We start from the raw sequence: 18,565 nt of genomic DNA, 5'->3' as shown, positions 1-18,565 counted from the left end.
CATGACCGTTGATCTCAATAGCCGTTACGGCTTAACTCCTGCACATAGCGAAGTGGTAGAGGCATGCAAAATTATTGAGCCGTGCGATGCGTTAGATATGGGTTGTTCTAGTGGACGCAATGCTTTGTACCTTAGCCAGAACGGATTTAACGTTACTGCGATAGATGCTAACCCCAGTGCTGTCGCTATGCTGAAAAGTATTATTAATGAAGAAGGTCTGACCAATATTAAGGCTGAAGTGTACGATATTAATCGTGCAAACCTTGATGCAGATTATGGCTTTGTTTCCTGTACGGTAACTTTAATGTTTCTCGATCCTGCTCGTGTTGCCGCTGTCATTGCCGATATGCAAGCACGTACTTTGATGGGTGGTTATAATCTGGTTGTTTGTGCTATGAGTACGGCAGAGCACCCATGCCCAGTTAATTTCCCATTTACCCTAAGCGAAGGGCAGCTGCGTAACGCTTATAAAGAGTGGGAGCTCATTAAGTATAATGAGGATGTAGGTACGATGCATAATGGCGCGCAATTACAGTTTGCGACGGTGCTGGCGCGTAAGCCCAGCTAGCCAATAAATTTTGAAAGTATTTTTTAATTAAAAAAAGGTTGTTAGCGCTATATCTAATATAGCGCTAACAACCTTTTTTACTACTATAGTTTTAAATAATTCTATTATAGCCGTCTATTTCAAGGAGTTTATAAAGAGAGTTTATAGCTATAAATATTTGGTTCAATTAGAGGCAACCTATCATTATTATATAAAAATTAGGGTAACGAAATCTCAAAAATTTATATTAATACATTACAGCAAATAGTTCTCCTGAACATACTCAATACACAGCTCATAAAAGGCTTGAGCGGGTGGTGATATGGACTTATTTGCCAGTTTAAAGATACCAATTTGTCTATTCAAGGAAGGGTCAAGTAAGTTTATCCAGACCAGCTCTGGCTCATTAGAAGGGAAGGCAAGCTTCGGTAAAGTAGTGATGCCAAGGTCATGTCGCAATAATGAAAACAGTGATGTGATGTTTTCTACGGTATAGCGAGCTTTGCGATTGAGCGCTTCTGCGGGTGTATTCTCTAGCAACCGACAAGTACCATTATAAATAAAGGGCTGCACCATGAGTTGCTTCCATGTCAGCCCTTGCACCTGATCTAATTTATCGTTTTTATGCAAATGGTTCAGCTCATTGCTTTTAAGACAGACCACTCCGATAGGGTCTGATATGAGCGGGGTGAAATCAATATCTGTTTGATTAATACTCGTACAGTTGCCTAAAGCTAAGTCTACCTCACCAGTAAGTAATCGATTTGCCACGCCAACCGCATTATCATCTATCAACACGATTTCGATATCGGGATATTTTTTTGAATAGGCGACTAATACACTAGGCAATAGCTTAGTGACCAGTGATGGCACACTGGCAATTCTAATTTTCCCTTTATCCCCTGATGCTACAGCCTGTAAATCATCTTCTAATGATTGATAAGTATTGAGAAATTGCTGAATTTTTGGCAGGCAAACCTCTCCAAATGGTGTCAGTGTCGCTTTATTGCCGACTTCAAACAAACGCTGATCCAGTGTTTTCTCAAGCTCCTTTATTGACGCTGATATTGCCGCTTGTGAGCGATTGGCACGATTGGCTGCCGCGCGAAAGCCGCCTTCTTCTACTACAAATAAAAAATGTCGTAATTGCTGTAGTTTCATAGTAGTTAGCGCCTATATGCTTATTAATATGACCATAAATACTATAATCTTAGTGATAGATTAAATCTATCATATTTAATATTTAATTGGTTAGATTTATCATTAATAAGTGCGTAGCATGAATCTTATAGCAGATAAAAGCTAAGAAAGAGTTTATAAAACCTCCATTCAAAGGAATTGAATCCATGACCACTCATTCAACCAAACAAGCAGTTACAACCTCACTTTATGCGTCAAAGTCGCCCCTTGAATGGGCTATTACTAATAACGGCACCTTATATACCGCACAAATTCCTATCGATCAAAATGGTGAAGTAGTGGCCGGCGGTATTGAAGCGCAAACGCGCCAAACGCTTGATAATCTGAAGCACACGCTAGAATGTGCTGGTGCAAACATGGATTCAGTATTACAAGTACTTATCTATGTCACAGATCGCGAATATCTAAAGACAGTCAATCAAGTTTATGCTGAATACTTTACGGCACCTTATCCAAATCGCGCTGCCCTTGTTATCTCAGGATTGGCACGCGAGGAAATGCTCGTTGAGCTGGTCGTTTATGCAGCAGTGTCTTAACTTTTCATTTATTTTATAACTCAAATTCATTGTATTTTCTATTTAAATAAAGTCACTCATACTTATTATCAAGGATATTTTTATGTCAATTCAAACCCTTAAACAAGACCCACAACGCTCAATTTATATTAACGGCGAATGGCAATCAGGCGTTGATACGATTACTAATATTAACCCATCTGATACCACTGAAACGATTGGCGAGTTTGCGCAAGCAAGTAGTGACCAAGTCATCGAAGCCATTGCTGCTGCTCGTCACGCGCAGCCAAAATGGGAAAAGACCGCCATGGAAAAAAAGCAGTCGATTTTGCAAGCCATTGGCGATGAGATGATTGCGCGTTGCGATGAACTAGGTACTTTGCTATCACGTGAAGAAGGCAAGCCTTTCGCTGAAGGTCGTGGTGAGATTTATCGTGCCGGTCAATTCTTTCATTATTATGCTGCTGAAGTCTTACGTCAAATGGGTGATATCGCTGACTCAGTACGCCCTGGTGTTAAAGTTGAAGTCACTCGTGAAGCGGTTGGTGTCGTTGCTATCATTTCACCTTGGAACTTCCCAACGGCCACCGCCGTTTGGAAAATCGCGCCAGCACTCGCTTATGGCAATAGTGTCATCTGGAAGCCTGCTAATCTAACGCCAGCCAGTGCTGTTGCCTTAGCTGAAATCATTCACCGTCAAGGATTGCCAGAAGGCACGTTTAACTTGGTGCTTGGTGGCGGCTCATCAGTTGGTGATGCGTTGATTAATTCAAAAGATATCGATGCGGTCAGCTTTACTGGTTCAGTAGCGACTGGTCGTAAAGTTGCTGCCGCTACCGCGCCAAACTTTGTGCGTTGCCAGTTAGAGATGGGCAGTAAAAACGCTTTGGTAATCGCCGATGATGCTGATTTGCAAGTTGCCATTGATGCGGCGGTTGCTGGTGCGTTTGGTGGCTCAGGACAAAAATGTACCGCATCTTCACGCTTGATCGTCATGGACGGTATTCATGATGCTTTCGTCGACGGTGTCGTGGCAAAAATGAAAACTCTAAAAGTTGGTCATGCGCTTGATGACGGTATCTTTATGGGTCCAATCGTTGATGATAAGCAGCTTGCGTCTAACATGGATTGGATCGAAAAAGCCAAGCAGTTAGGTGCCAATTTAGCCTTTGGTGGCGAGCGTTTAGATATGCCGCATGATGGCTACTATATGTCGCCTACCTTGTTTACCGAGACCGATAATAGCTGGGATGTTAACCAAGAAGAAGTATTCGCGCCAATGGCTTGTGTCATGCGGGTGAAGAGCTTGGAAGAAGCAATTGCCATGACCAATGACACCCGTTTTGGCTTAACAGGCGGCATCATTACTCAAAGTTTGCGTAATAGCGCGATGTTTAAAGAGCAAGTACAAGCAGGCTGCGTCATGGTCAATCTCGCAACGGCAGGTACCGATTATCATGTGCCGTTTGGTGGTCGTAAAGAGTCAAGCTTTGGTCCGCGCGAACAAGGTTCGTATGCTAAAGAGTTTTATACCATCGTTAAAACGGCTTATCAAAAAGCGTATTAGGCGTAACCAATCTAGACATATAGTTGAGCCAATTTAAAATAGACAAAGTATGGCTGGAAGAAATTTTCGAAGCCTCTGGAGTGGCGTAGCCACACAGCAAGCGAGAAAAATTTTTACCAGCTAAACGAAGATATTTATGACTGATTATATCTATAAAAAGTATAAAAGGAATTAACCATGTATCAAGACCATATCGTCATTGACGGCTTACAGTATAGCCATTGGGATCGTGACTATTTCAAAATGCTGCAAGCCAGCGGTATCAATGCGGTACATGCCACCTTGGTTTATCACGAGGATGCACGGCAAACCCTAACGCGCTTTGCGGAATGGAATGCACGTTTTGAGCAAAATAGCGATTTGATTTTGCCCGTGTATTCAGTCGCTGATATTGAGGCAGCGAAGCAACAAGGCAAAGTGGGTATCTTTTTTGGCGCACAGAACTGTTCACCGATTGATGATGAGATTGGTCTGATTAGCGTCATGCGCCGCTTGGGATTGCTGATTATGCAGCTGACTTATAACAACCAAAGCTTACTAGCAACGGGTTGTTATGAGCAGAATGATAGTGGTATCACGCGTTTTGGTCAACAAGCAATAGCTGAGATGAATCGGGTTGGGATGATTATTGATATGTCGCATAGCGCTGAGCAATCAACGCTTGAAGCCATTGAGATATCAAGCCGTCCAATCTGTATTAGTCATGCGAATCCGACTACTGCGCACGAGGCATTGCGTAATAAATCTGATGCGGTTATCAGTGCTTTAACGAAGGCAGGCGGGTTGTTAGGCTTCAGCTTGTACCCGTTTCATTTACCGAATGGTAGCGACTGTACGCTCAATGACTTTTGTAGCATGATTGCTGATTGCGCTGATAAACATGGCGTTCAGCACTTAGCGATTGGTAGTGATTTGTGCCTTAACCAACCGCAAGCCGTACTTGAATGGATGCGTAATGGGCGCTGGTCAAAGGCGATGGATTATGGTGAAGGTAATGCCAATAACTCAGGCTGGCCGGATACTTTGCCGTGGTTCGCGGGCAAAGACGGTATGGAAAATATCTATAACGGACTGCTCAAGCATGGCTTCAATGATACAGACGCTGGCAAGATTATTGGACAGAACTGGTTTGATTTTCTTGAGAGCGGCATAAAGCCTATCGCTTAAAAGAGTTGTTTTGCATTCAGCATCTTATAAAGCTAAATATTCATTGAATGATCGAAAAGTAAAGTATGGCAAGGCGAAGCAAGCCGTCAAATTAAAACGATGAAGTAAGCCTTCAAAGTAAAATAACGAAGTAAAAATACGCAAGACTGTTTAGAGATCACTCTCATTTAAACGACGTAACATTATTATATGGAGCCACACCATGGCTGATTTAAAGGGATTTAACAGTAAGGACAGTGGGCAAGGACGCTCAATTGCCGACGATAAAATAGCGGCTGCTTTAACTCAACCAGAGGCTTCATCAGATACTTTGGGGCTTAAGAATCCTGCGTTTTGGTACAGTGGCGGTTTTATTATTGCTTTTGTTTTAATGGCAATCTTTGCAGAAGAGCGCTTAGCCACAATTATTGATTTAGGCTTTACTTGGTCGGCTAAAGTATTTGGCCCTTTTTGGCAAATCTTATTATTAGCGACTTTTGTGATAGCTTTAGCAGTTGGCGCTGGTCGTACTGGACGGGTCATTTTAGGCAATCTACCCAAGCCTGAAATGGACAACTTCAAATGGATGGCTATTCTATTTTGTACGCTACTGGCTGGTGGCGGGGTCTTTTGGGCAGCTGCTGAACCTATTGCCCATTTCGTTAGCGCACCGCCTTTATATGGCGAAACTGCGGATATTCAACAGCGCGCCTTTAATGCGCTATCCCAATCATTTATGCATTGGGGTTTTTTGGCTTGGTCAATCGTTGGTAGTTTGACGGCTATTGTAGTGATGCACTTGCATTATGATAAAGGCTTGCCACTCAAGCCGCGTACGCTCTTATATCCTATGTTTGGCGACCGTGTCCTTACCGGTCATACAGGTGCCATCATCGATGCTTGCTGTATTGTCGCGGTTGCTGCTGGTACGATCGGTCTCATTGGCTTTTTAGGTCTGCAAACGAGCTACGCACTCAATACTTTATTTGGTATTCCTGATACGTTTACGACCCAGCTTATTATTATCATATTTGCTATTGCGCTTTATACTATCTCAGCGATTAGTGGGCTTGCCCGCGGTATGCAAATACTCAGTCGCTTTAACGTCATATTGGCGGTAGCACTGATGGTCTTTATCTTAGTATTTGGACCAACCAATTTTATCGTAAACGGTTATATTCAAGGTGTCGGCACGATGGTTCATAACTTTGTCCCGATGGCAACTTATCGCGGTGATGAGGGTTGGCTTGGTGGCTGGACGGTGTTCTTTTGGGGTTGGTTCTTAGGTTATGGCCCGATGATGGCGATCTTTATTGCGCGTATCTCCCGCGGTCGTACCATTCGCCAATTAATTACGACGGTTTGTATTATTGCACCACTAGTCACCTGCTTTTGGTTCACGGTCGTTGGTGGTTCAGGTCTGGCCTTTGAGATTGCTAATCCAGGCAGTGTTAGTAGCGCTTTCGAAGGTTTTAACCTTCCTGGTGCGTTGTTAGCAATCACTCAGCAGCTGCCGTTTCCTTTGATTACCTCATTATTGTTCATAATTTTAACCATGGTCTTTATTGTCACGACAGGTGACTCGATGACCTATACCATCAGTGTCGTTATCAGTGGTGAGCACGAGCCAAACTCAATGATTCGTACCTTTTGGGGCATTATGATGGGGGTGACGGCTATCGTGTTGATCTCGCTTGGTTCAGGCGGGGTGACGGCTTTGCAATCCTTTATTGTGATTACCGCTGTGCCAGTATCCTTTATCCTTCTACCCTCATTATGGAATGGACCAAAAATTGCGCAGCAAATGGCACGCGATCAAGATCTTTATCGTCCTAACCGAGTTGAGACGGATCATCGAATCGCTGAGGAAAAGCTTGCCAAAGATACGGTCACTAAAGGTACGATTATCAGAGAAACGATTACCAAAGAAATCGATTAAGCGAGTCATTCATATAGCCAGTAACGTATTCGCTAATTGACATTATTAGCTGACATTATTGATTGACGCTAGTGGTTAAAAGCATTCACTACGTTGCTGGCTTAACGCATTATTTAAGGTGGTCATGAACATGCAATACACTCTACCAAGCAATGAAAAGCCAGATGCGGTCAGCTTCCGTACGCCTGATGTCGTGATGCACTCTGAAAGACTGGGTGCCATGCATCAAACCCGTATTAGCTTCGTGCGTACGCTACTGCGTAAAATCGATAAAGAAAACTGGGCGTTAAGTAAGCATCTTTGGGATTTGGACGATGATGGTTATGGGCAAGTGATTTATCGTTTGCAAACGCCTGAACACATTTATCACTTGGTCGTATTCTGTAATCAGCTTGCCGATGAGGAACGTAATGATCGCGTGATTGCGCAGAAATGGGATGTTACCTTTGGTCTCGTTTTCGGTGAGATAGGTGATGAGCTGCTTGATAAGCTAAAATCCAACGTACCTTTGCAAGAGGCGGGTCGCAACTCCAATATGGTGATGGTGCTGGCACGAGCGAATAAGAGCGTACGCGTTTTTGATCATATTGTCAGCTCTTTGGCTGATGGGCGGCAACCTGACCTTGATATACTGGCACAAGTGGGTTATATCCTGCGCACCACGGCTGTCTATGGTAATGGTAAATTTGGCATTTATGACTTTAAACCATTAGATCATAGCGAAGACTTTAACCAATCCTTTCGCGCGCAGATGTGTGCGGTTTATTTGCTTCGAGAATTCAGCCTTGACTGGGTCGATTATTTGGCCAAGAAAAAAGGTGGCAACAAGGCGGTCGCGCTACATCCAGAGATTAAGCGCTACTTAGGAATTGGAAATGCCACCGGCCTTGGCATGGCGCCTTATTTGATTAATCATCCTTGTATCGTTGATCAATGGCTCAGCACTCGTGAAGAAGCGTTACAAACAACCTTGGTTTGTAATATTGAAGCTGAAAAGACTGTGCACTTATCGAACTTACTTAAGCGCGCCATTCAGCACTTTACCGAAATTGTCACGATTAATGAGCAGCAAGTCACGTTAAATGAGGCAGTTGTCGCCGAGTTGACGGTATTACAATATACCTTGATGACTACGATTGAAGATTACACAACATGGGCTGAGTTTCTTCAAGCTCATGATCACTTAAGCTTTGAGAGCCAAGAAGTGATTATATCTTGCTTGATGGAGCTATATCCTGAACGTATCGATGCGTTTCAAGAAACAGTAAACGCTGATGAAACCTTGTCACTGCCTAATAAAGGTAAAGTGATTCAAGATTTGATTGACGTATTGGAGTCACGCTATCAGTGGGCGATTAATATTGACTTTAGTGAGCCTGATAATAGCCATTGGTTTTGGTATCGCTCGGTGGATAAAGAAGAACCGAGAATGGGTGTACGTGGACAAGAGCCGGGTGATGATCGTGAGCTGACATTAGATGTCGCACGACAAGCCAATAACCTCTATCTGGCATTACAACAAGCCGATCCACAACAGCTTATTTCTGAGTTTATTTTAAATAAGCCGAAGTATCGCTCTATTGCTAGGCGAGTGTGGACGATGGGACATAAAAAATTGGGCGATATTCAGATGAACGTCCTACATAAGAACACGCCACCGATGCATCTGCTACGCTGTAAGCTATCGATGTTTGGCGCGACTAAGTTTGACCCACGGTCAGATCGTTGGGTGCGAATCACCCTGTTTCAAGGCGCGCCTTTGTTTGCAGAAGTCAGTAGTGATGAATGGCTGTTTCCTTTACTGCCCAACTTATCCAGCAACAAGCTGTCCACACAAGATTCGTCTACACCAGATTTATCCACATAAGACTTATCTAAACAATAGGGAGGTTTGAGACATGCTCGTATCGCATAATGAAATCGTGGCGATAGTATATAAAGCCTTTACCGGGATGCATCGGGAAGTAGGCGAAGCTGATGTGATTGCTGCTATGGTGGCTGAGCTAGAGATGGCTGGTTTGGACGGTATTCGACACTTTAATAATGCTAGCCCATATATATTATCTGAGCAAGATATACCCATTGATATCGTTCATCAAGAAGCTGGTGCGATTCGCCTTGATTTGCATGGCAGCAGTCTTATTTGTCATTTGCCTGCAGTGATGGACTACGCACTGGAAAAAATGGGTGATTTAGACCATTTTAAAATTTATTTAATGAACTGTCACAATCGCTGGTTGGCTTATAGCGAGCTGGTTAAACTTGCTGAAAAAGGCATTGCTTGTTTGGCAAAGTGGGATAACGGTACTGTGCCTAAGCACACTTTATTTACGCTCAATCAAGGTTTTGTCTATCCTGACTTGTACTTTTTTAATGACTCTCAAGGTAATTATAATACCAATGATATGGTAATTGAGCTTGCCACCTCTAACTTCGATATTGAGCAAGATATTGAGCACTTCAATCATAAGATATCAACGGATGAGCTGTTTGCAACTCATCAACGCGCATGGAAAGAAGGTATCTATGTAGACGATGAACAGTGGCTGATACTCAAAAAAATGGCGGCGGCGATACTAGTAGAAAACAGCGAGGAATCCAGTAAAGGGGCAGGGGGCGTATAAATAATAAAAGTAATGTGAACGTTGGGTTTAAAATACTTTCTGTTATAGATATTAAGGACTAAAAAAATAAGACTCAGTCTAAATCTGTTATTATAATGCGCGTGATAAAAAACATAGCGAATATTATTCTTTTTGTTTAAAAACTCAAAGTTTATTTATTCGCTATTTTTTGCTTATCATTTACCAACTGATTCTTAGAATAAGCATTTTGACTCACACGGTAGTTTTAACATCGCATTCACAGAACCCATCGTTAGGAAGTTGACATGATCGTCCGGCAGACACCCAATGCATTTAAAATACTTTTTACCCTGCGCGGCTCTGTAATCCCACACATTTATCCCCAAGTTTTATTAATCACCCTGCTCAGTGCCTTGATATCAGCAATTCAGCACGGTATTCCAAACTCTTTCCCCTCGTATAGTACAGCGCCTTTTACGTTGTTAGGAATCGCTTTATCCTTGTTTCTTGGCTTTCGTAACAATGCTACCTACCAGCGTTGGTGGGAGGCTCGGGGGTTATGGGGACAGTTGGTATTTGATGCTCGCAGCCTGACTCGCCAACTGCTGTCGTTTATAGACGATGAAACTGAGATTGGACGCGATACCCAGCGGTGTATGATTCATCTTACTATTGCTTTTACTCATGCACTGAGGCATCGGCTTCGTAATACTTCGCCATGGGAAGATATTGAGCGCTTTGTAGAACCTGAGTATCACGATAGCATGCGCCAAGCGGGAAATCTGCCTGAGTATCTGCTGCGGCTGATGGGCAAAAAGCTCGGTTACAGTCGTCGCCAGCATTTAACATCAGATCTTATGATACAAAATATGGATGAGCGTCTGACTTCTATGACGATAGTCTTGGCTGCTTGCGAGCGGATTCATAATACGCCACTGCCGTTTGCCTATATCCTACTGGTGCATCGCACGACTTACCTGTATTGCTTTATGTTGCCTTTTAGCTTGGCAACTTCTTTGGGCTGGGTCACCCCTTTAGTCTGTGGTTTAATTGCCTACACCTTTTTCGGTTTGGATGCTCTTAGTGAAGAGATAACCGATCCTTTTGGCGTGGCCGCCAACCATCTGCCACTGACTACTCTATCGCGCACTATCGAGATTAACCTGCTAGAAGCACTGGGAGAAACAGACCTTCCACCTGCGATAATCTCGATAGACGGTTACTTAGAATAAATGGTCTGCAATACATGATTGGTATACGTAAAAATAAAATTGAAACCGACTGTCAGTGTCTGGTAGTAAGGTCTGATGTGTACCTTATGATGAGTGACAAGTGCTGGGCATGAAGTGTAAAAAAGACGTCTGCCCGCAACGCATGTCGTCCACTACAGTATGTTTTCAACCCCCTGCTGTGGAGGTTTGGGGTCTGACACTCGCCCAGTCGATTCCAAACTGGTACTCCACCAACTTAACTTTAAATCGATAGAGAAATGCTTAGTATTTAGTTATTGGGTTTTTTAATCGATAAGATCAATTTGCCAATTATTTGATTGAATAATAATGTTAATTTGACGAAGTTTCATCGCAATATCATCGGCTTGTTTTTGTAGGCTTGCGACCGATACAAGCACATGCCATTTAATCTCTCGATGACTATAACGATCAGCCTCGCTATTCGGCGCTTCAATGGCATCTAGCAATAGCTTATGACGCATCTCTAAGGTGTCGCGCTCGACCAATAGCGTCAGCATTGATTGGCCTTTATCCGTCTTGGCGATGGCATTGGTACGATGAATACGTTCAATTAAGCCAGTCAGCTCATTGATGATCTGACTGGCGCTGATGATCAACTTATTAGGGTCTTCGCTTGGTATATCGCCTTCTTGAACTTTGGCATTATTACGAATACGACCCTTTAGTTGAGCAAGCTTCTTTTGCATATCGCTACGGATAAGTAAGGCTTCAGCGAGTTTCATTGTTATCCTCTTTTTTATTCATAGCATACTATTTATTCATGGCATACTACAAGACATCAGATTTAAGCCTTTTTTCAATATACCTTTTTAAAGCAGGATTCTCCAAGCTAAGCGATTGATAAGTACAGCATCAATAAGCCGATAATTAGAGTGCTAACTACCAAAATCGCCAAATACTTAGTAGGTAATTACTTTAGTATTAGTTAACTAACTCATCTACTAAACTAACAATAAGATTACTTAACATTTTATTCATACCTGCCACAATAAATAATCTATCATGAATAAGGATTTATTATGAACTTTACTTCTAAAGATAAATTAGACTCATTGTTACCGTCTATTCACTATAGTTCTAGCTGTAATTGTCCAAAATGTGGATGCACGTGCGCCTCAACTTGTGATAAATGTGATAGATGCTCGAAATGCTGTCAGTGTGGTGAAAAGTAATCATTCTTAGCTTAGCTATTTGAGCTACTAATGTAGATACTTAAGCTACTAATAATGATTAAAAAAGCAGCACCTTAGAAATTTATTCTAGGGTGCTGCTTTTTTAGATTTGAGCATTACAGATAGCTGTTAAATCTTTTAATCAATCAAAGGCTTAATAATAACGCCGTTAATTAAGTGAAAGGTTTTTGAGCGCCTTGCTTATGCCTTATTCGCCGCAATCCAACTTTGCATTTGCTCGATTTCAGCTTTTTGTGCATCAATAATTTCTTGCGCAAGCTTAAGCATTTCAGGGTTTTTACCGTATTTAAGCTGAGTTTCTGCCATATCTACCGCGCCAATATGATGCGGTAACATACCACGAGCAAATGCCATATCTGGCACTGGATCTGCAATACCTGCCATCATCTCTTCATGCATCGCATCCATACCGTCGGCATAAGCTTGTTGCATCGCTTTAGTATCAGCTGTTGGTATTTTGCTATCAGGGTTACTGGCAATCCATGTTTCCATCTGCTTGATTTCAGACTGCTGGGCGTCGATGATTTTTTGCGCAAGCTTACGCATCTCTGCATCAGTACCGTACTTGAGCTCAATCTCTGCCATAGCTACCGCACCGATATGATGACCGAGCATACCTTGAGCAAATGCCGCATCAGGATCGTTATAATCCATGCCAACCATCATATCTTCATGCATTTTAGTCATTGATTCGCTGTACTCTTTGAGCATAGCCGTCATTGGTGTGCTATCTGCTACCATAGCATCGGCACTCATGTCGTGACCAGCATGCGGATCTACTGCGGCAGTGGTATCAGTTGTTTCGACTGGTGCAACATCTTCTGTTGTAGTAGGGTCAACTTTATCAGCGGTTGGCTGACAAGCACCTAGTAATAATGCCGCACTAACACTAGCAGCAATCACAGAGAAGCGTAATTTATAATGATTTTTCATGCTATATCCTTAACATACACAGGTTAAATAAAAGATTAGCAAAGCTTCCAATAATAATTTAAAAAATTAAATTTTATTGGATAAGCTTTGCTTGTTTAAAAAAACAGGGTTTAAAAGTTACGATAATTTTGAAGGTAAATCTTTACTTCAATTCTTCGATGAGTGCTTGCATCTCACCAATCTCACGCTTTTGTGCTTCGATAATATCATCCGCCAATTGTCGTACGCGCGGGTCTTCAATATCTGCTCTTGAGCTGGTCAAAATAGCAATAGAGTGATGCGGTATCATCGCTTGCATCCAATCGACTTGATCAACGGTCGCTTGCGATCTGACACCCCACAGACCAAAGGCGAATAACACCACGCTCAGGCCGTAAACCAGTAAGTTCAACTTGGCTTTTTTATACATATTAGACATAAAGACCAGCATAACCACTGCCATGCCAGCGCCCATATACAGCGCCATATAGGCTCTAGTTTCACTAAAGTAAACGTGATCCCATTTATAGGTATTAAAATACATCATGATGTACATCACGACCGTTGATGTCAAGATCATCAGAGAGAATTTGACATAAGGATTCATCTGATTTTGGTTATTCATATTTTTTTGATTAGAATTATCCATAAGGTAACCTTCATAAGAACGTATTCTTTATAAATAGTACAAAGTAAAAACTGTTTTCAATATTATTGTTAATATTATAACTGCTGCTGAGGAGAGTCTATATCAGCATAAACTTGGGTCGTGCCATCTTTATTAATCTGCATAACCTGATACGGTGCAAATTTATTTTGATATTCCATGCCTGGGCTACCAACTGGCATACCGGGTACAGCAAGACCAATCGCTTGCACAGGTGGATTCGCTAAAAACTGCGCCATATACTTCGCAGGTACATGACCTTCAAAGACGTAGCCATCGGTAGTGACTGCGGTGTGACATGAGCGCATCTCAGTTGGCACACTATAACGGTCTTTAAATAGTGCCACATCAGCAACATCGTGTGCTGTTGCGTCTAGACCGTTATCTTCTGCATGGCTTATCCAATCTTTACAGCAGCCACAATTGACGTCTTTATAGACGGCTGCCGAAACGTTTTTCAATAACTCTGGGTTACTTACTGGCGTACTTAGCACAGAGGCAGGAGTAGCCTGTGATTCAGCTACGTTTGCAGTGATAGCAGCTGATTTTTCAGTTGGCACCGAGCTTGCATCAGAGGCGCTGGTGCTGGATTGGCCACAAGCAAACAATGATGAAGCTGCAAATAATAGCAACGTACTACGTAATAGCTTAGACGACTGGTTATTAGGGGTAAGATTAGACTTGATTTTAAAAACGGTCATAAGGCTCTCTCATATATTGTGGCTGTTATGCTTCTGATGTGGTACCTATGTACTGATAGGCGCTAAGCAAAGCTGCATAATACTAATAATAAACTAAGATGTTGAACAGTTTAGTATGATGACTCTGACAGCAACATGACGCTAAGATGACAAAATTGTCATCTTAGCGTCATGTTGCGGTTTTGGCGTAGGAATATTGCCTACATTCCTCTATGATTAACACTATTAACCTAACGAATCAGCATGGGTCTGCTATGAAAATATTATTAGTCGAAGATGAGTTGTCGCTTGGTGACTATATAAAAAAAGGCCTGACCGAAGCAGGCTTTATCGTTGAGCATCAAACCACTGGACTCGATGGCTACCATGCCTTAATGAGCGAGGATTTTAACGTTGTGGTTATGGATGTGATGCTGCCTGATGTCAGCGGCTTTGAGTTGGTACGTAATTACCGCGCCGCTGGCAAGCACACCCCAGTCTTATTTTTGACCGCTAAAGATGATTTGAGTGATCGCATCAAGGGCATTGAGATTGGCGGTGACGACTATCTGACTAAGCCTTTTGCCTTTGCTGAGCTGTTAGTGAGAATAAAAAGTTTACTGCGCCGTGCCAATCAATCTGACTATAGCAGCAACCTCATACAAATTGCAGATTTAAAGATGGATATCGCTAAACGCAGCGTGCATAGAAATGAGCAGCCTATTAAATTAACCGCCAAAGAATTTTCTCTATTACAGTTTTTACTCGAGAGACAAGGTGAGGTATTACCGCGCTCGGTTATCGCCTCGCAAGTTTGGGATATAAACTTTGATAGCGACACCAACGTCATCGATGTCGCTATTCGACGCTTGAGAATTAAGATTGATGATGATTATAAAGTAAAGTTGATACATACGGTACGCGGTATGGGCTATCGCTTAGAGATTATGGATAGCGTCCATGATTTAACACATCCGATAGACAGCCAATAATATGACGCCTATCACTACAGACGGACGCTTATCACTGTTATGGCGCACCATATTTCTATTGACGCTTTGTGTCGTGATTACCCAAATCTGTCTTTATTTATGGATTCAGCGTTCAGTTAATGGTCATTTTGAGCAAATGGACTCAGAGATTTTAACTCATGCTGCGTTTAATTTGCGTCAGCATATGACGGATAGCTTGCTCGATGATCAGGGTAAAACGCAGTTTTCTAATCAGCCACAACAACTACAAAATGCGGTACTGGACTATGATGTAAAAACGGTAATTACTGATAATCAGGGACAAGTTCTGACCAGTAATCCCAAAGGCTTTATACGTCAGTCAGGGAATAAGCGCTCAGTAAAAGATCTATGGCAGCAACATCATGATCAACCGTTTGATTTAAAAATTGACAGTCGTCACTATAGAGCTATTGTCATTCGCCATTCTGAACGCTTAGCGCTCATCGCTTTACCTATTGATGTTCATCATCAATATCTTGTCCAATTTAACCGTCAGCTCATTCTTATCTTGATGGCGATTACCTTTATCTTGGTGTCTGTTGCGGCTTTTAGCGTGCACTTAGGGTTTGCCCCACTATCAACCATCAGGCAGAAGATGACGCGTATCAATGCCGAAAAGCTTGATGATCGTATTATGGTCAATGAGATGCCCAGTGAATTGCGACCACTTGCTGATGCTTATAACGCCATGATGGATAAACTTGAGCAAAATTTTGAATCGTTATCGCGCTTCTCGGATGATATTGCCCATGAGCTTCGTACCCCGCTTGCAATCTTAAGCACCCAAACCCAAGTAATGTTAAGTAAGCCTCGAGACAGTAATGAATACGTTGAGCAACTGCACGATCAGCATGACACACTTGAGCAATTATCCAGCTTGATTAATAACATGCTGTTATTGGCTAAAACACAAAAAGGCGTTTATGACTCCCAGTTTACTGCAGTTGATACTGAATCGCTCGTTACTAAAATGATTTCTTATTACGAATTTATCGCTGAAGACCGTGGGATTGTATTTGAAAAAAACGGAGACTTTAAAGCCGTACTGGGAGATGACAGTTTATTGCAAAGGCTGTTTGCCAATCTACTATCAAACGCTATCTATTATTCGGCCAGTGATAGCGTCATTACTGTTCAGGCATCTACTGTCAATGATTGCATTACGAGTGATGTAGATAGGAAAAATAGTTCAGCTTTAAACCAATTATTTTTAAAGCCATATTTAAAGATAGTGATGACCAATCAACTAGATGATCCACTAACCCAAATAGAAGTAGATAAATTGTCTGAGCGTTTTTATCGTCATCATAAAAACAACACTTTACATTCAGGCGCAGGGTTGGGACTATCGATTGCACAAGCTATCATTAATGCTCATAACGGTAAAATGAATATCACTGTTAAAAATGAATATTGTTTTCAGGTGAGTGTGGAGCTGCTAGTCTCTGATTTTTAAAATCAATATATAGTCAAGTCTTTATAAAATCGATACAGCCCATATCATGAAACAGTTTAGGCAGATTATTCTCCATCCATCCTTGGCGTAGAAACTTAGCTTGTGCCCATTTTTTCTCGATGGGATTTAGATCAGGGCTGTAGGGTGGCAGCCACAGAATACGATGGCCATGTCTGTTGAGTAGTTTTTGAATACGCTTATTCTTGTGAAAGCGGGCATTATCCATAACGATCACGCATTTTGTTTTAAGACTCGGTATCAGCGTGTGTTTGCACCAGTCGTAGCATATACTGCCGTTAATATTCTGCTCAAAGTAATCTAGGGCAAACAGCATCTTTTCATACAGAGTACCAATAACATTGGTTCGCTTTTTTGCTTGCCAGTTGTAGCTGTCGATACAGGGTTTGCCTATTGGTGCATAGCCATAAGGGCGAATAGTGTCAGCCTCAAAGCCGCTTTCGTCCATATATACAATGGGATAGCCTTGCTGCATAAAGCTATCAAGCCTACTCTGATATATCGCTCTTTTTATCGGACACGCTTTTGGATGTTCCAAGGTCTTTTTTTGACTGATACCAAGGCGCTTTAGAGCATTGAAGATGCCCGTTTTGCTACAGTTCAAGCGGCGGACTCTTTCGTAGTTATAATCATCAGGATATCTTTTTACGTCTTCAATCAAGGCTTCATCAGGTATTTTATTCGGTGCTTTATTTCTGGTTATTTTAGGGACTAAATTCTGCTGCCAGCTGTGAATGGTGCTGGTACTAAGTCCATAAAATAGCGCAGCTTCTCGCATGGTCATACCATCAGCGATGCTAGAAAGTACTTGTTTGCGATAATCTATTGAATAAGTCATCGTTTATTTCATTAAATAAGATTGTTATAAGTATTGTATCGGTTTTATTTGGATTAGACTATATACAGTAATTATTTCATTGATTTTTTATTCAATAACAGTCTTGGTTTCTAGGGCGTGTCATCAATTAGAACCGTTATTTTAGAATAAGCTATACTCATTGTGTTTCTAGAAATCTGAGATTAGCCACCATGACAAGACGACATGCCCTGCGTGATGACCAATGGGAGAGAATTAAAGCCCTTCTGCCCGGTCAACCAGGTGACGTTGGTGTTACTGCAAAGGATAACCGCTTGTTCGTAGAAGCCGTTCTTTACCGCTATAAGACCGGTATTCCTTGGCGTGACCTACCTGAACGCTTTGGCGACTTCAGAGTGATTCATACACGTTTTAGCCGTTGGTCAAAAAAAGGGATATGGGAGCAGGTGTTTACTCAGCTGTCTGAACAATCAGATGATGAATATGCCATGCTAGATGCCACGATTGTTAAAGCCCATCAGCACAGTGCTGGAAAAAAAGGGATCAAGCTATTGGACGCAGCAAAGGTGGACTGACCACTAAAATACATACTCGTACAGATGCGCTAGGCAATCCTACTGGCTTTTATCTAACAGGTGGCGCAGCTCATGACCTATGTGGCTCAGATAAACTGCTCGATGTCAGTATTAGCCAAACTTGGCTTGCCGATAGAGCTTACGATGCGGATGCTCGCGTTATTGAGCCAATTAAAGTAGTACAAGGTAATGCTGTCATACCGTCCAAGTGTCATAGGCTACAGCCAAGAGACTTGGATAAAGAACTTTATAAAGCACGGCACCTGATCGAGAACTTCTTTGCCAAGATTAAGCAGTATCGTGCGATTGCTACTCGCTATGATAAGTTAGCCAGTCATTTCCTCAGTGCGATTCATCTGGTTTCTTGTGTCATTTGGCTTAATTGATGACGCGCCCTAGTAAGTATCCTATGCTTTGATGCAAATTCTCAATAAAAAAAGCACCTATCATTAAGTGCATTTTTATTTTAGGAGAGACTTAGT

General features: G+C 42.0%; 16 protein-coding genes and 1 pseudogene. 11 read left to right on the top strand and 6 right to left on the bottom strand.

Annotated features, from left to right (window positions below):
* The first annotated feature begins 1 nt into the window (after position 1).
* On the top strand, positions 2 to 568 hold the full coding sequence (gene tehB, locus WAZ74_RS02775) for a tellurite resistance methyltransferase TehB (protein ID WP_422305568.1): 567 nt from the start codon (positions 2 to 4) through the stop codon (positions 566 to 568).
* 234 nt (positions 569 to 802) lie between these two features.
* Here the strand turns inward: tehB and WAZ74_RS02770 are convergent, their stop codons facing one another.
* On the bottom strand, positions 803 to 1,708 hold the full coding sequence (locus WAZ74_RS02770) for a LysR family transcriptional regulator (protein WP_422305566.1): 906 nt from the start codon (positions 1,706 to 1,708) through the stop codon (positions 803 to 805).
* A gap of 185 nt (positions 1,709 to 1,893) precedes the next feature.
* On the opposite strand from WAZ74_RS02770, the gene WAZ74_RS02765 reads away from it, so the two are divergent.
* The 7 genes from WAZ74_RS02765 (at position 1,894) to WAZ74_RS02735 (ending at position 10,731) form a co-directional block, all read left to right on the top strand.
* Positions 1,894 to 2,283, top strand: coding sequence for a RidA family protein (locus WAZ74_RS02765; RefSeq protein ID WP_422305564.1), 390 nt, complete (start codon positions 1,894 to 1,896; stop codon positions 2,281 to 2,283).
* A gap of 82 nt (positions 2,284 to 2,365) precedes the next feature.
* Positions 2,366 to 3,829: an aldehyde dehydrogenase family protein gene (locus WAZ74_RS02760; protein ID WP_422305562.1), complete on the top strand. Its 1,464-nt coding sequence runs from the start codon at positions 2,366 to 2,368 to the stop codon at positions 3,827 to 3,829.
* A 177-nt stretch (positions 3,830 to 4,006) separates the two neighbouring features.
* Complete coding sequence (locus WAZ74_RS02755; protein WP_422305560.1) at positions 4,007 to 4,996, top strand: membrane dipeptidase; 990 nt, start codon at positions 4,007 to 4,009, stop codon at positions 4,994 to 4,996.
* Between the two features lie 202 nt (positions 4,997 to 5,198).
* Positions 5,199 to 6,914 carry a BCCT family transporter gene (locus tag WAZ74_RS02750; RefSeq protein WP_422305558.1) on the top strand — a complete coding sequence of 572 codons (1,716 nt, stop codon included), beginning with the start codon at positions 5,199 to 5,201 and terminating at the stop codon, positions 6,912 to 6,914.
* A gap of 130 nt (positions 6,915 to 7,044) precedes the next feature.
* The gene (locus WAZ74_RS02745; RefSeq protein WP_422305556.1) at positions 7,045 to 8,781 is read left to right on the top strand and encodes a hypothetical protein; all 1,737 of its coding nucleotides are present in this window, start codon (positions 7,045 to 7,047) and stop codon (positions 8,779 to 8,781) included.
* Positions 8,782 to 8,812: 31 nt separating this feature from the next.
* Positions 8,813 to 9,538, top strand: a complete 726-nt coding sequence (locus WAZ74_RS02740) for a DUF3726 domain-containing protein (RefSeq protein WP_422305554.1) — start codon at positions 8,813 to 8,815, stop codon at positions 9,536 to 9,538.
* Between the two features lie 266 nt (positions 9,539 to 9,804).
* Entirely contained in the window at positions 9,805 to 10,731 is a 927-nt protein-coding gene (locus WAZ74_RS02735) for a bestrophin family protein (protein ID WP_422305552.1), read from the top strand.
* A 284-nt stretch (positions 10,732 to 11,015) separates the two neighbouring features.
* On the opposite strand, the gene WAZ74_RS02730 is transcribed toward WAZ74_RS02735, so the two are convergent.
* From WAZ74_RS02730 to WAZ74_RS02715, 4 genes are all read right to left on the bottom strand, one after another.
* Entirely contained in the window at positions 11,016 to 11,474 is a 459-nt protein-coding gene (locus WAZ74_RS02730) for a DIP1984 family protein (RefSeq protein ID WP_422305550.1), read from the bottom strand.
* Between the two features lie 651 nt (positions 11,475 to 12,125).
* Entirely contained in the window at positions 12,126 to 12,878 is a 753-nt protein-coding gene (gene copM, locus WAZ74_RS02725) for a CopM family metallochaperone (protein WP_422305548.1), read from the bottom strand.
* A gap of 142 nt (positions 12,879 to 13,020) precedes the next feature.
* Entirely contained in the window at positions 13,021 to 13,506 is a 486-nt protein-coding gene (locus WAZ74_RS02720; protein WP_422305546.1) for a DUF305 domain-containing protein, read from the bottom strand.
* 74 nt (positions 13,507 to 13,580) lie between these two features.
* Positions 13,581 to 14,225: a DUF411 domain-containing protein gene (locus WAZ74_RS02715; RefSeq protein WP_422305544.1), complete on the bottom strand. Its 645-nt coding sequence runs from the start codon at positions 14,223 to 14,225 to the stop codon at positions 13,581 to 13,583.
* Positions 14,226 to 14,479: 254 nt separating this feature from the next.
* On the opposite strand from WAZ74_RS02715, the gene WAZ74_RS02710 reads away from it, so the two are divergent.
* Both WAZ74_RS02710 and WAZ74_RS02705 read left to right on the top strand, forming a co-directional pair.
* Positions 14,480 to 15,196: a heavy metal response regulator transcription factor gene (locus tag WAZ74_RS02710; protein ID WP_422305542.1), complete on the top strand. Its 717-nt coding sequence runs from the start codon at positions 14,480 to 14,482 to the stop codon at positions 15,194 to 15,196.
* A 1-nt stretch (position 15,197) separates the two neighbouring features.
* Complete coding sequence (locus WAZ74_RS02705; RefSeq protein ID WP_422305540.1) at positions 15,198 to 16,673, top strand: histidine kinase dimerization/phospho-acceptor domain-containing protein; 1,476 nt, start codon at positions 15,198 to 15,200, stop codon at positions 16,671 to 16,673.
* Between the two features lie 13 nt (positions 16,674 to 16,686).
* Here WAZ74_RS02705 and WAZ74_RS02700 read toward each other — a convergent pair whose 3' ends face one another.
* Entirely contained in the window at positions 16,687 to 17,529 is an 843-nt protein-coding gene (locus tag WAZ74_RS02700) for an IS630 family transposase (RefSeq protein WP_422305538.1), read from the bottom strand.
* Positions 17,530 to 17,720: 191 nt separating this feature from the next.
* Between WAZ74_RS02700 and WAZ74_RS02695 the strand changes: the two are divergent.
* A pseudogene (locus WAZ74_RS02695) lies at positions 17,721 to 18,469 on the top strand (IS5 family transposase).
* The last annotated feature ends 96 nt before the right edge of the window (positions 18,470 to 18,565 follow it).

The sequence above is a fragment of the Psychrobacter sp. genome, assembly GCF_049295055.1.
Taxonomy (GTDB): Bacteria; Pseudomonadota; Gammaproteobacteria; order Pseudomonadales; family Moraxellaceae; genus Psychrobacter.
The sequence above is the reverse complement of the archived record's forward strand: the minus strand, read 5'-3'. Positions and strand labels throughout refer to the sequence as shown.